Below are 13,856 nucleotides of genomic sequence, written 5' to 3'. Positions count from 1 at the left end.
CGAAGCGCATGTCCACTGCCGTGAACGGCCAGAACTCCAAGCGCGCCGCGGTGCGCAAGGCACTTGACCGCCACAAGGTCTACGTCACCGCGCAGCGTTTCTCAGGCGGCACCTACAGTGCGCGCGTGCTGGTCGACGGCGAGGCCTACTGGGTGGATGAGTTCCGGCTGAGCCAGTTGCAGCAGGGTTTGTCGCCGGCCGAGCTGGAGCTGACGCCGGCGACGGACGACTGAGACCACGTGATAAATCGCGAGCGGTGCCAAGGTAGCGCCCCACGGCGCGAAGGAACGAGGCGGTTGTTGGTTTCCGCCAGGCTCGGCTTTTGACATGCCGCCCGCCAAGCTCGGATCCTATCGCGCCAAGCGCGAATTCTCGAAGACGCCGGAGCCGGCCGGCGGGCTGATGACGGGGGGCGGCAACCGCTTCGTCATCCATAAGCATCACGCCACGGCGGACCACTACGATCTGCGCCTGCAGGTTGGCGATGTCTTGAAAAGCTGGGCGGTGCCGCGCGGGCCATCGCTCAACCCAGCCGACAAAAGGCTGGCGGTGGAGACCGAGGACCATCCGCTCGAATACATCGATTTCGAGGGCGTCATTCCCGAAGGCGAATATGGCGGCGGGCCGATGATCGTCTGGGACACCGGCAGCTGGGCGCCGATGGACGACGTCGACAAAAGCCTGCGCACCGGCGCCTTCAAATTCCGGCTGGCCGGCGAAAAGCTCAATGGCGGCTGGATGTTGACCCGGCTGAAGCCAAAGCCCGGCGAAGACGAGAACAAGAAGAACTGGCTGCTGTTCAAGGAGCGCGACCTCGCCGCCGACACGGGGCTGAATATCCTCGAAGCGCGGCCGGAAAGCGTGAAATCCGGCTTGCGCATCGAGGAGCTGGTGGCGCCGCCTAAGCCGGCCGTGAAGTCCGCGCCAAAGCCCGGTTCGCTGAAGCCGGGCGACCTGCCGGGCGCGGCCAAGGCGCCGGCGCTGAGCCGCATCGAGCCGCAATTGGCGAGCCAGGTGCCGAAGCCGCCGGGCGGCGAAGGCCTTGCCGAGAATACGAACGAGCCCTGGCTGCACGAGATCAAATTCGACGGCTACCGCACCATGGCGCATATCTCCGACGGGCAGGTGCGGCTGATCACGCGCGGTGGCATCGACTGGACGAGACGCTATGGCGACTTGCCAGATGCGTTCGCCAAGCTGCCGTGCCGCGAGACGATCATCGACGGTGAGATCGTCGTGCTCGATGCCAAGGGCATTTCCCGCTTTGCGCTGTTGCAGGACGCGCTGGCAGCGGGCGCCGGCAGCAAGCTGCATTTCTACGCCTTCGACCTGCTGCATCTCGACGGCTGGGACCTGATGAAAGTGCCGCTCATCCGCCGCAAGGCGCTGTTGGCCGAACTGCTTGGCGGGCTTGGCGCCAACTCCGCGATCCAGTTCTCCGACCATGTCGAAGGTTCTGGGCAAGCGCTTTACGACCACGTGACGGAACTCGGCCTGGAGGGCGTGGTCTCCAAGCGCGCCACCGCGATCTATCAGAGCGGCCGCACCAAGAGCTGGACCAAGACCAAGGCACTCGAAAAGGACGATTTCGTCATCGCCGGCTACACCATTTCGGACGCGGCCGAGGGGCTGGCCGCGCTCGGCATGGCCGAGTGGGTGGACGGCGAACTGCACTATCGCGGCAAGGTCGGCACCGGCTTCGATGCCGGGACCGCGGCCGACCTGCTGGCCCGGCTTGGGCCGCTCACATCCGGCGCCACGCCGCCGGAAGGCGTGCCGCGTGAAATCATGCGCGAGATGCATTGGGTCAAGCCGCTGTTTTCGGCGCGCATCCACTACGCCAATCGAACCGCGGACAATTCGTTGCGCCACGGTGTGTTCCGGGGCCTCAGGGATGTCGGCCTGTCGACGCCGGTCTCCTCGACGCGCAAGCGCCTGATCGCCGAAGCCGATCTCGCCACCATCTGGGTGACAAACCCGACGCGGCGGCTGTTCGGCAAGACCGGCCCGACCAAGCTCGACATCGCCGTCTATTACGCGCTGGTCGGCGACTTCATGCTGCCGCACATCCTTGGCCGCCCGGTGTCGCTGGTGCGCTGCCCGACCGGCCTGCCCAAGGACTGCTTCTTCCAGCGTCATGCGTTCACCGGCATGCCGCCTTCGGTGGTGACATTCCAGGCGACCAATTCCGAGGGCGAGACCAAGTCCTATCTCTCGGTCGAGGGCGCGAAAGGATACCTGGCGCTGGCGCAGTTCGGCGTCGTCGAGTTCCACACCTGGGGCACGCATCGCTCGAGCCTCGACAAGCCCGACCAGATCGTCCTCGACCTCGACCCGGGCGAGGGGATTTCCTGGCGCGAGGTGGTGGAGGCCGCCGTGCACATCAAGGGCGAGCTGGAGGGGCTTGGTCTGGTGCCGTTCGCAAAGACCTCCGGCGGCAGCGGTATCCACATCACCGTGCCGGTGACGCAAAAGCAGAACTGGAAGAAGCTGCATCAGGCAACCAGCGCCATATCAACGCATCTAGCGGCCACCGCGCCCGACACCTTCACCACCACAATGGGCAAGGAAAACCGCAAGCGGCGCATCTTCATCGACTATCACCGCAACGCGCGCGGCCACACCTCGGCCGCGCCCTATTCGCTGCGCGCCCGAACCAACCTGCCGGCCTCGACACCGGTGAGCTGGGCCGATCTGGAGGCGATCGATGCACCGCAGGATTTAAATTATGCGTCGCTGCCGGGGTTGCTGGAGACGTCGGGCGATCCGTGGGCTGAGATCGACGACTTCGCCAGGGATCTGCCGGTGTTGGGGGCCGGGAGGTCGAAGACTTAGCCAATTGAGCTTCGTCATCCTAGGGCGAAGCAAGGAGCGAAGCGACGCGGCGCAGACCCTAGGATCCATGCCGTGTCATCAATCGAAAAATGCAGCAGAACAGAGTGGCTGCCGAGAGCGCTGCCCGCTATCGTCGTTGCATGACAGGCTATGTGTACATGACCGCAAGCCAAAAGGGCGGAACCATCTATATCGGCGTCACCAACGATCTTGGCCGTCGAATGCCTGAGCACAAGTCTGGACAAGGTTCAGGCTTCACCAGCCGTTACGGCGTGCAACGTCTGGTCTGGTACGAGGAACATTTCGACATCACGGACGCGATTCAGCGCGAGAAATCGCTGAAACGATGGTCGCGCCAGTGGAAGATAGACCTGATTGAGAAGACCAATCCGGACTGGTTCGAACTTTTTCGCGGAACGGGGTGGTGAAGGTTTTGCGTCGTCGCAACACCAATGTCACGGCATGGATCCTAGGGTCTGCGCGCGTCGCTTTGCTCCTTGCTTCGCCCTAGGATGACGAAGGGATGAGTGGGTCGGCCAATCACCGGCGTCCCGTACGCCATCGACGCTTCCGACAATTTGAATTATTCTCCCCCAACGACCCCGAAAACCGGCGGGAAGATTTCGTCAGGGATTTGTCGGTATTGTGCGGGGTCGGTGTAGGATTTGCGCAGCCTTGTTCGTCCTTCGGACGAAGCGCTGCGAAGCAACAGTCAGTGCATGGCCGCGTAGGAGTTCATCATGGCGCCCAGGGCAAGTTGGAAGGGTTACCTCAAACTCAGTCTCGTCAGCTGTCCGGTGCGGCTATACCCCGCCACCAGCGCCAGCGAGCGCATCTCGTTCAACCAGCTGCACAAGAAGACCCACAACCGCATCAACATGAAGCCGGTCGACCCTGAACTGGGGCTCGTCGAGCGGGCGGATCTGGTCAAGGGCTACGAGTACGAGGACAAGCAGTACATCATCATCGACGATGCCGACCTCGACGCGGTGCGCATCGAATCCAACCACACGATGAACATCGAAGCCTTCGTCGATGAGGACGAGGTCGACGTCATCTACCAGGACGCGCCCTATTACATGGCGCCGGACGGGGCGATGGCGGAAGAGACTTTCGCCGTGCTGCGCGAAGCGATGCGCAAATCCGGCAAGCTCGCCATCGCCAGGCTGGTGCTGTCCAGCCGCGAGCGCGTGGTGACGATCGGCGCGCGCGAGAACGGGATGTTCGTGTGCACGTTGAGGAACCCGAACGAAGTGCGTGGCACGGCTGAATATTTCGGCAACATTCCAGCCGGCAAGCCTGACCCGGAAATGCTGCAGCTTGCCGAAGCGCTGATCAAGCAGAAGGAAACCACCTTCGATCCGAAGAATTACGAGGACCGCTACGAGGTCGCGCTGATGACGATGATCCGCGAGAAGCTGAAGGGCCACAAGCCGATCATCGCGGCGGCACCGGAGCGCGGCAACGTCATCAACCTGATGGATGCGCTGAAGGCCAGCCTGTCTCAGTCGAAGCCGCCGGCCAAGTCGAAGAGCAAGGCCGACGAGCCCGCCAAGCCCGCCGCGAAGAAGGCGGCCGCGGGTGGTGCGCCTGAAAATCCGCTCAAGGCCAACCTGCTCAAGGCGGTCGGCAAGAGCAAGAAATGACGGCTCCGGCCGTTCCGGGCGCTGTCTTCGGCACGATCGGCGCACTGGCGGCGTTTCCGCTCAGGCTTGCCGCCCGCGAGGTGGAGCGCCAGCACGGCCAGCTCAGGCGCGGCGTCACCCGGCGCACCACGCATGTCGTGTTCGGACGCGCATTGTTGGTCAAGGCGGGACTAACCAAGGCCGGACTCACCAAAAATAGCGATAGCGAGATCGAACGCCGCCTCGGCGCCGAGCGCGCGGCCGGGCGCATTCTCATGAGCGAGAACGGTTTCCTGCGGCTGCTCGGGCTGATGAAGGCGCCCGAGGCCTCTTCGCTGTCGCGCCAATCGCTGATCGATCAGTCAAAGCTGTCCGGCGCCGATCTCGACAGGCTCAGCCTGTTCGACGCCTTCGAGCATGATGGCGAGCCCTTTTCCTTCCGCGACCTGATCCTGGCGCGCAAATATGCGGGGCTGATCGCCGGGGGCGCGACATGGGGCGCGATCGCGCGCTCCGTCCACCGCTCCGGCCCGGTGGCTTCGCTGACCGCCAAGTCGCTCAATGTCGGCTCGCAGCACGGCCGCCCCGACGCGATCTACCTCGAAGGCGGCCAGAGCGAGCTCGACGGGCAGCTGCTGTTCGATCTCGGCGCCGCGGCACAAGGCGACGACACGCTGGAAGATTTGTTCGCCGAGGCGGAAGCCGCCGAGGAGGGCGGCGACCATGACGGGGCCGCCGCACTCTACCAGCGCTGCCTCGCCATCGATCCCACCGACGCCATCGCCGCCTTCAACCGCGCCAACTGTTTGCGCGGGTCCGGGCGCGTGGCGGAAGCCGCGCATGATTATGCCAGGGCGATCAAGCTCGATCCGGTCTTCGTCGAAGCCTGGTTCAACCTGGCCGGGCTGATGAGCGAGCAAGGGCGCGACGCTTCGGCGCGAAGGCATTTGCAGAAGGCGATCGCGCTCGACAAGACTTATGCCGACCCGGTGTTCAATCTGGCGCGGCTGGAGTTTGACGCCGGCAATCTGCTTGAGGCGCGGCGGCTGTGGATGCGGTACCTCGAGCTCGACGCTGGCTCGGAATGGGCAGGGGTGGCTGCGAGGGGTGTGCAGTTCGTGGACATGCAGCTGGCGAAGTCGGCGGGGTGACGATGGTGGGCGAAGGCCGCGATGACGCCCGATCGCCCCCTTCCTGGGGGGAGATTGGCAGCTTCGCCGTCGCGCGGGGTGTCACATCATGACCAGCTTCCTCTTCGACGGCCACGAGACCGCTCCCGTCACCATCCTGCTTGCCCATGGCGCCGGCGCTTCAATGGACTCTCCCTCAATGACCGCCACCGCCAAGGCGCTCGCCGCCGCGGGCTTCCAGGTCGCGCGCTTCGAGTTCCACTATATGGCCGCGCGCCGCTACGGCCAGCGCAAGCCGCCACCGCGTGCCGAGACGGTGAACCCGGAATACATCAAGGCGATCGCCGACCTCAGGGCGAAGGGCGTGACGGGCAAGCTCATCATCGGCGGCAAGTCGATGGGCGGGCGGGTCGCGTCGATGATCGCCGACGAGATGTTTTCCAAGGGCGAAATATTAGGACTGGTCTGCCTCGGCTATCCCTTCCATCCGCCTGGCAAGCCCGAGCAATTGCGGACAAAACATCTCGCCGGGCTGAAGACGCCGACGCTGGTCTTCCAAGGCACACGCGACGAGTTCGGCACCAAGGACGAGGTCGCGACCTACAACCTTTCCGATGCCATCGAAGTGATCTGGCTGGAGGACGGCGACCATGATTTGAAGCCGCGCAAGAGTATTTCGGGTTTCTCTACCGCGGATCATCTGACGACGCTGGCGGAGACGGTGAGGGCTTGGATGGGCAGGATCGCGCCCTGATCCCAATGAAGATCGCCAGCTTCAACATCAACAACATCAACAGCAGGCTGGACAACCTGCTGTCGTGGCTCGGCTCCGCAAAACCCGATGTGGTCTGCCTGCAGGAACTGAAGGCGCGCGACACGCAGTTTCCGCGTACCGCGCTTGCCGATGCCGGCTATGGCGCGGTGTGGAAAGGCGAGCCGACTTGGAACGGCGTCGCCATACTCGCGCGCGGTGCCGAGCCGGTGCTGACCCGCGATGTGTTGCCCGGCGACGATGCCGACCGGCAGAGCCGCTACATCGAGGCTGCGGTCAACGGCATCGTCATCGCCTGCCTTTATGCACCGAACGGCAACCCGCGGCCGGGACCGAAATTCACCTACAAGCTCGCCTGGCACGCAAGGCTGGAAGCGCATGCCGAACAACTCATCGACACCGGCCTGCCCGTGGTGCTGGCCGGCGACTACAACATCGTGCCCGAGCCGCGCGACATCTACGCCACACACTCCTATGACGACAACGCGCTGGTGCAGCCGGAAAGCCGCGCCGCCTTCGCCGCGCTGCTCGAACAAGGCTGGACCGATGCGTTGCGCAAGAAATACCCGAAGGAAACGCTCTACACCTTCTGGGATTACCGCCGGAACCGCTGGCCACGCAACGCGGGCCTGCGGCTCGACCACATCCTGTTGTCGAAGACGCTGGTGCGCAAGCTCAGGGCCGCCGGCATCGATCGTGACGTGCGCGGGCAAGATGGCGCCAGCGACCACGCGCCGGTCTGGGTGGAATTGGGGTGAAGGCCGTCGCGACAGTCGTCGCGTAAACCACGCGACGGCAACGCTGTCACGGCCTCAAGAAAGACAGAGCATCCCTGCCTGCCGATCGGACAGTGCCCCCAACATTATTGGCGGATATGTTCCGGGTACTGAAATCAGCCCGGCAGTATCGGCGCCGAGGGCCCGGCCGTGACCGACTTCAGATTACCCTTCTTGACCAGGACGGGTCGTTCATAAATCTTCTTCATAGTGCAAGCTCTCCACTATATCCCGTCGCGATAGTGACACATTACGGTCATCTGTCAATGTTGTGAGGGCGATAGTCGAGGTTATCCCACCGAAGCATCGCGGACTCTGGGCTCCAGGAGGCCGGGTGCCCTGGCGCAAATCCGAATCCTGCGATCGGTATACATCAGGGCAGGAAACAAGAGCGGCGCTTTGCGGCATCCACCGACGCTGATAATCTTGTCCAGATCGGCGGGCGGAGGGCGCGATGAACAGGTTGGCTGACAAGGTGCTGGCGCTTGTCCTGGCCGTGGTCGCGGCTGCCTGTCTGGCCCAGGTCTATCCGCTGATCGACATCCTGGCCGGGCGTGGCCTTGCCGGGCTCGACGTTGCCATGCTGCGGCCGGCGGCATATTCGGCGGCGGCACTTGCCTGTTTCATCGGTGCGTTGCTGTTCCTGGCGGGCCAATTGCCCGGCCGGCCCGTGCACGCGGCCGGGGTGCTGCTGTTCGGCAGGGACGCCGAATTGGAGCCGGCGGGCCGCCCACGCCTGCGCCGGACTTTCCTGGTGCTGCCAGTGGTTGTCTTGCTGGCGCTGCTTGGCGACGGGTTCGGCTCGTGGCGGCCGCATGAGGGTGGCGAGCATGTCGCCAGCGCGCCGCCCATGGGTTCCGTGCCAAAGCCGGAATCGCCGTCGCCGGTTGCTCGGACACCGCCCTTGCCGCCGGCCCTGCCGTCCGAGCAGGCGGCCACGCCGCCAGCCGCTGCAAACCCGCCGGCTTTGCCGGTACAACCAGCTCCGCCGGTGGCCGAGCCTGCTGTTCCGCCGGCGTCTACGGCCCCGATGCCGCCGGAGGTCGCGGTCATTCCGCCGCCGACGGTGGCGCCGTTGCCGCCGTCGCCGGATGGGCGTTCGATCATGAGCGCCAGCACCGACCACACGATCAAGCTCTGGGACATGGGCGGCAAGCACCTGATGCGCAATCTCGGCGTTCACAAGGACATGGCGCGCACCGCGCTCTACATGCCCGACGGCACCAGCGCGCTGACGGCCGGCGACGACGGTGAGATCGTGCAGCGAAAACTCGCCGACGGGGCGGTGCTGCACGTCTTCCAATCCGGCCAGAATGGTGGCGTCAACAAGCTGGCGATCAGCCCGGACGGCAGGCGCGCCGTCAGCGGGCACGACACCGGCAACGTCATTATCTGGGACCTCGTCAACGGGTCCGTGCTGCATGTGCTGACCGGCCACGACTGGTCGATCAGCGCGGTCGCCGTCTCGCCCGATGGCAAGCAGGCCCTCTCGGGCAGCATCGACGGGACGCTGAAACTCTGGGACATCGACAGCGGCAAGCAGTTGCGCAGCTGGCACGGCCATGAGCAAGGCACCTATGGCGCCGTCTTCACCGCCGACGGGCATCATCTGATCACCGGTAGCGGCGACCTGACGATCAAGGTCTGGGACGTCGACAGCGGCCGCGAGGTGAAGCGCTTCGAGGGCCACGAGGGCACGGTTTACGCGCTGGTGCTATCGGCCGACGGCAAACACCTGCTGTCCGGATCGCTCGACGGCACTGCAAGGCTGTGGGACATGGCAAGCGGCAACCAGATCGCCATGTTCGACAGCCAGACCGGACCGATCTACGCAGTCGCCTTCGCCGCCGATGGCACGGTGCTGACCGGCGGCTCCGACCGCACCATCAGGGATTGGCCGGCGGCCGGTGGTGACGGCGTCGTGCTGTTTGCAGGGGCGCCGGGGTGAGTGCCTGGAGAGGCTGGGCCGGGGCATGGACGCTGGTCAAGTAATCGGGGCGCTTGCCATGGTCGACGCGGACGGGGGGGGCGCATTGTTGGGGTGTGCTCGGCGCCCGCGCCAACCAGGGCGGCTCGTACCGCCGCAACAACACCATCGCACATCGCCCACACGTCGGAAACTTCCGCGAAAGCGGAATAGGCAGGGGCTGCAAGACCCGGCATTCTAGCCGGCATGATCGGCCAACCGCCAGACGGCTTGGCGAGGCGGCAACGCAGTATGGCAAAGTGCTGGTCCATGGATTGACCGGGGACGTTGCGTCGCTATCTGACTCGATAGGCTGCGCGCCTGCGGATCGAACTGATCGGTTTTCCTTGTAGGACCAAGGTCTTGTTTCGTGCGCCCGAAAGTCCGAGAGGCCCCGTTCGGTTCCGGCAATGTCCATTGGACGTTCCGCTATTTTATCCAATCGAGATATGATCACCCGGCCTCGCCGCCAGGTTCAAGAACGGTAGCCTGCTCGGACAGGCATGGGCTGGTGGCTGCCCGGCAGGCAAAGACAAGCGCAAAATTCCGGCGAGAGCCGCTGCCAGCCAGCCTGCCCGCGTGAAAGCGGGTAGCTCTTGAGGTCGTTTGTTTCGGAGCGAAAAACTTGACCGCTCCATGCAGGCAAGGGATCGAACTGCCTGGGCTTGCCGTTACCCCAGCCACCACCACAATGCCGCGATCACCGCCGCGATGGCGGCCATCGTCAGCCCCAGCATGATGTAGGAGCCTTTGATGATGTCGCGGATGATCTTCCTGATCGTTTCGCGGTCGTTCAGATTGGGGAAAGTTTCGTTTGGCTGGGCGACGTCGAGGAAATGGCAGAGCGGCCCCCAGCCTTCGCTGACGTTGAACACCAGCAGCTTTTCCGGCGGCACGGCTGCTTTCACTTCGTCGACATAGCTGGCGTAGCGGGCAACCGCCTTGTCGCGGTCACCCATGACGCCGGCCAATGTGCGGCCCCAGATGAGCTTGCGCGACATGTCGCCGAACTTGCGGCCGAACGGTGTGAGCCATTCCAGGATCTTGAACTGCCACAGGTTCTCGGTGAAGTAGATCGTGTCGATGGTGCTTTCATACCAGGCCTCGGCGCCGCGTGGGTGTAGTGTCAGGAGCACCTTGGCGTCGGGGTAGGCAGCCATCAATTCCTTCCAGACGCAGCAGCCTGGATTGTCGACGGTGGCCGTATAGTTTGCGAACACGCGGTTCCAGTCGTGCTGGGTGCCGGGCGGGCTGTTGGCCACCGCGCGCCAGAAATCAAGATGGCCCTTATTGGCCTTGTTCATGATCACTTCCTGCATGTGATAGCAGGGCAGGCCGAGCCTGTTAAGCGCTGCAAAGGTCGACCATGTGCCGGTGCGGCCGAAACCGGCGCCGATAAGCTTGAGCGTCATTTCCAATCCCCACCGGACTTTTTTCCCTGATATCGCGGTCCGTGAGCATCAAACTGCTCCTGCCGGGGCCGCCCCGCAACAAACTTCTACATGGATGCCTAGGCGGACGCCATACTTGCGTAGTTGCTAAAATAATGAAAGCCTGTGCGCGGGTGTGGAGATGGGCAGGGAGTCGCCGGACCGGAATCGGTTCGGCGATCTTGATGGTCGATGTATTTTGGGTCTTTTCTCGTCGGGATGTCGGCGACCACGATCGTTGTCGCAGTGTGGACCTATATTGCTACCGGTTCGTTCTGGGTGGCGCTTGGCTGGACAGTGGTGGTCCTGGTCGTCCTGCAGGTCGGCTATTTCGTGCTCGTCGTGGGGCTGATCTACAGGCGCGCGCAAAACGTCGCGATGAGCCCGGATGCAGTCAACCCGGTGCCGCCGCTCCATCGGGACGGCGTCCGATTCTGACGAAGAGCTCCCGCTCCGGTATCGAGCGTTGCGCACCTTCCGCCAAATCGCGGCGGCCGGTGGAACGAAGCTGTGATGCGTGCGTTTTTCCTGCCTCGATCGGTGAGGCGCCACCTCCACCGGTCCGTTGAAGGCCCGTTCTGCTCCCGGCAGGGCGGGCCTTTTTTGGAGGCCCGGTAGAGCATTTGGAACGACACTCTTCGCTATACGTTAGTTGTTCCTAAGGAGCGGGTAATCCGAGAAAGAGGCGACATTGCTTGCGCTGCAACGCGCGATGCTTTTGCTATTTCCGCAAATTAGAAGAAGTTTCTTCAGAAAAGCAAAGCATACCATTGCTTATCTTCACATGTGTGCATAATAAAATGTGGCATGTTTCTGGTTGCGCGCCACATTTATTTCACAAACAAGGATGGAACCTCCCAGTTGCGTGAGAGTTTCCCCTGAGGCGGAGCGAAATACCCAATCATGGAGGTTGTTATGAAGCATTATCTTACGAGCGCCGCGGCTGCCATCGTCCTGCTGGGCGGCGTCGGAGCGGCCCTGGCGGACACGATCGTGGTCCAGCCGGAACAGGAGACGGTGGTTCGCGAATACATCAAGAAGGAGCCGCTGGCGTCGGTGAACCTGCTGGGCGTCGAGCTCAAGCTCGGCTCGTCCGTGCCGGACAAAGTCGAACTGCGCGAAGTCCCCAATGTCAAGTATCGCGTCGCGGTGATCAACGATCAGACCGTGCTGGTCGACCCGGACACCCGTCAGATCGTGGAAGTTCTTCACTGATCCGTCTCATGCATCAAGCAAAAAGCCCATCACCGATTTGATCCGGTGATGGGCTTTTGTTTGTCGCCCGCCAGTTCTCCAGAATTTACTCGGCGGCCAGCTTGTCCTGCGTCCTGGTGTCGAAGTCGCTGGCGTCATGGCGTTCGTGCAGTTGCATGGACGGTTCGCCAAAGGCGCGGTTGACCATGCGGCCACGCTGGACAGCGGGCCGTTCGTCGATCGCCTTTGCCCAGCGCTGAACGTGCTTGTAATCCTGAACCGACAGGAATTCGGCGGAATCATTGTACATCCGGCCGAGCGCCAGCCCGCCATACCAGGGCCAGACCGCCATGTCGGCGACCGAATAATCCTTGCCACCGAGATACTCGACCTCGGCCAGCCGGCGGTCGAGTACGTCCATCTGCCGCTTCACCTCCATCGAGAAGCGGTCGATGGCGTATTCGAACTTCTCCGGCGCATAGGCGTAGAAATGGCCAAAACCGCCGCCGAGATAAGGCGCAGAACCCATCTGCCAAAACAGCCAGGACAGCACTTCCGCCCGGGCCGGCTGTTCAGTGGGCAGGAATTCACCGAATTTTTCGGCGAGATAGACCAGGATCGAGCCGGATTCGAAGACGCGCAACGGGGTCTTGCCGCTTCGATCCATCAGGGCGGGGATCTTGGAATTGGGATTGACCTCGACAAAGCCGCTGCCGAACTGGTCGCCATCGTTGATCCGGATCAGCCAGGCGTCGTATTCGGCGCCCTTGTGGCCAAGCGCCAGAAGCTCCTCCAGCATCACCGTCACCTTGACGCCGTTCGGCGTCGCCAGCGAATAAAGCTGCAGCGGGTGCTTGCCGACGGGCAGGTCCTTGTCATGCGTCGGACCGGCGATCGGCCGGTTGATGCTGGCAAAGGTGCCGCCATTGGCCTTGTTCCAGGTCCATACTTTCGGCGGGGTGTATTCAGTCATTGCACGGCCTCTTGTCGTGGGAAGGATGGATAGGCGTTTATAGGTAGGGCCGTGGAGGGGGAAGTTCAACTTGTGTTGAACTATGTTAATCTTGGGCCGCCGCATTGCCCTGCCGGGCGTTCGAAACTCGAAAGGCCAAGTGATTGGCTTCGTGGTCCATGCCCACCGTTCTCACCCCTTGCGCCTTCTCCCGCGTGGCATACCTATACAACAAGCCGCCAGGCATTCGCACCGCAGGACAAAATCATGACCATCAATCCCAATCCGCGCTCCGTGGTTGCCGTGCGGGCGACCGTTCCGGAGGATGCCTTCACGGCCGGGGCCCTCGGCACGCTCAGGGAAGGCAGCGGCGTCGTCATCCGCGATGACGGGCTGGTGCTGACCATCGGCTATCTCATCACCGAGGCGGAAGAGGTCTGGCTGACCTCGCATGACGGCCGTGTTATTCCCGCGCATGCGCTGGCCTACGACCAGGAATCAGGCTTTGGCCTCGTCCAGGCGCTGGCACCGACCGGCCTGCCGGCCGTGGCGCTGGGCGATGCCGGCAAGGCCAGGATCGGCGACGCGGTGGTGCTTGCCGACGGCATCGGCCGGGCAGTCGAGGCCAAGATCGTCACCAAGCAGGAATTCGCCGGCTATTGGGAGTATCTGCTGGACGAGGCGATCTTCATCGCGCCGGCGCATCCGTCCTGGGGCGGCGCGCCCTTGTTCAGCGCCGAGGGCGCACTGCTCGGCATCGGTTCGCTGCGCCTGCAGATGAGCCGCGCCGGCGAGGTGGCCGATATCAACATGGTGGTGCCGATCGACCTGTTGCCGCCGATCCTCGACGACCTGCTGACGCGTGGCCAGGTCGCTAAGCCGCCGCGCCCGTGGCTCGGGGCGCTGTCGGCCGAAAGCGACGGCAAGGTGGTGGTGATGAGCGTGACCGAGGGCGGCCCGGCCGCCAAGGCCGGCCTGCGCGAAGGGGACGTCATCTCCGAGGTCCGTGACGGCGCGGTCGACGGGCTCGCCGATTTCTATCGCAAGCTGTGGGAAAGCGGTTCGGCCGGTGCCGAGATCCCGATGCGGGTGGTGCGCGACGGCCGCGAAACGTGGCTGCGTGTGAAATCCGCCGACCGCGGCAGTTTCCTGAAAAAGCCGCAGCTGCAGTAGGCC

Annotated in this window: 14 protein-coding genes; 11 read left to right on the top strand and 3 right to left on the bottom strand. The window is 63.6% G+C overall.

Translation table 11 applies throughout. From position 1 onward, the window contains the following. Positions 1-8 precede the first annotated feature (8 nt). From LB554_RS07635 to LB554_RS07605, 7 genes are all read left to right on the top strand, one after another. On the top strand, positions 9-233 hold the full coding sequence (locus tag LB554_RS07635; RefSeq protein WP_015316844.1) for a hypothetical protein: 225 nt from the start codon (positions 9-11) through the stop codon (positions 231-233). A gap of 94 nt (positions 234-327) precedes the next feature. Further along, positions 328-2,835 carry a DNA ligase D gene (gene ligD / locus LB554_RS07630; RefSeq protein ID WP_224583928.1) on the top strand — a complete coding sequence of 836 codons (2,508 nt, stop codon included), beginning with the start codon at positions 328-330 and terminating at the stop codon, positions 2,833-2,835. Positions 2,836-2,975: 140 nt separating this feature from the next. After that, positions 2,976-3,263 (top strand): GIY-YIG nuclease family protein, encoded by a 288-nt coding sequence (locus LB554_RS07625; RefSeq protein ID WP_224584045.1) that lies wholly within the window; start codon positions 2,976-2,978, stop codon positions 3,261-3,263. A gap of 312 nt (positions 3,264-3,575) precedes the next feature. Next, complete coding sequence (locus LB554_RS07620; protein WP_015316846.1) at positions 3,576-4,481, top strand: Ku protein; 906 nt, start codon at positions 3,576-3,578, stop codon at positions 4,479-4,481. After that, complete coding sequence (locus LB554_RS07615) at positions 4,478-5,611, top strand: tetratricopeptide repeat protein (RefSeq protein ID WP_224583927.1); 1,134 nt, start codon at positions 4,478-4,480, stop codon at positions 5,609-5,611. Before LB554_RS07620 ends, LB554_RS07615 begins: the two co-directional genes overlap by 4 nt. A gap of 88 nt (positions 5,612-5,699) precedes the next feature. Further along, a complete protein-coding gene (locus LB554_RS07610) occupies positions 5,700-6,344 on the top strand; it encodes an alpha/beta family hydrolase (RefSeq protein ID WP_224583926.1) in 645 nt (214 codons plus the stop codon). Positions 6,345-6,349: 5 nt separating this feature from the next. Then, on the top strand, positions 6,350-7,120 hold the full coding sequence (locus LB554_RS07605; RefSeq protein ID WP_224583925.1) for an exodeoxyribonuclease III: 771 nt from the start codon (positions 6,350-6,352) through the stop codon (positions 7,118-7,120). Positions 7,121-7,254: 134 nt separating this feature from the next. Here LB554_RS07605 and LB554_RS07600 read toward each other — a convergent pair whose 3' ends face one another. Then, on the bottom strand, positions 7,255-7,347 hold the full coding sequence (locus LB554_RS07600) for a lasso RiPP family leader peptide-containing protein (protein ID WP_140617931.1): 93 nt from the start codon (positions 7,345-7,347) through the stop codon (positions 7,255-7,257). 245 nt (positions 7,348-7,592) lie between these two features. On the opposite strand from LB554_RS07600, the gene LB554_RS29420 reads away from it, so the two are divergent. Then, positions 7,593-9,086 carry a WD40 repeat domain-containing protein gene (locus tag LB554_RS29420; protein WP_263485750.1) on the top strand — a complete coding sequence of 498 codons (1,494 nt, stop codon included), beginning with the start codon at positions 7,593-7,595 and terminating at the stop codon, positions 9,084-9,086. 689 nt (positions 9,087-9,775) lie between these two features. Here the strand turns inward: LB554_RS29420 and LB554_RS07590 are convergent. After that, a complete protein-coding gene (locus LB554_RS07590) occupies positions 9,776-10,516 on the bottom strand; it encodes a sulfotransferase family protein (protein WP_224583917.1) in 741 nt (246 codons plus the stop codon). 210 nt (positions 10,517-10,726) lie between these two features. Between LB554_RS07590 and LB554_RS07585 the strand changes: the two genes are divergently transcribed. After that, positions 10,727-10,972, top strand: coding sequence for a hypothetical protein (locus LB554_RS07585; protein WP_015316854.1), 246 nt, complete (start codon positions 10,727-10,729; stop codon positions 10,970-10,972). 477 nt (positions 10,973-11,449) lie between these two features. Beyond that, entirely contained in the window at positions 11,450-11,749 is a 300-nt protein-coding gene (locus LB554_RS07580) for a DUF1236 domain-containing protein (RefSeq protein ID WP_015316855.1), read from the top strand. A gap of 85 nt (positions 11,750-11,834) precedes the next feature. Here the strand turns inward: LB554_RS07580 and yghU are convergent, their stop codons facing one another. Then, entirely contained in the window at positions 11,835-12,701 is an 867-nt protein-coding gene (gene yghU, locus LB554_RS07575) for a glutathione-dependent disulfide-bond oxidoreductase (RefSeq protein ID WP_015316856.1), read from the bottom strand. A 246-nt stretch (positions 12,702-12,947) separates the two neighbouring features. On the opposite strand from yghU, the gene LB554_RS07570 reads away from it, so the two are divergent. Further along, a complete protein-coding gene (locus LB554_RS07570) occupies positions 12,948-13,853 on the top strand; it encodes a S1C family serine protease (RefSeq protein ID WP_023775064.1) in 906 nt (301 codons plus the stop codon). The last annotated feature ends 3 nt before the right edge of the window (positions 13,854-13,856 follow it).

Source organism: Mesorhizobium sp. CO1-1-11, from assembly GCF_020164995.1.
Classification (GTDB): Bacteria; Pseudomonadota; Alphaproteobacteria; order Rhizobiales; family Rhizobiaceae; genus Mesorhizobium; species Mesorhizobium australicum.
Note: the sequence above shows the minus strand (reverse complement) of the source record. Positions and strands in the feature narration are given on the sequence as shown.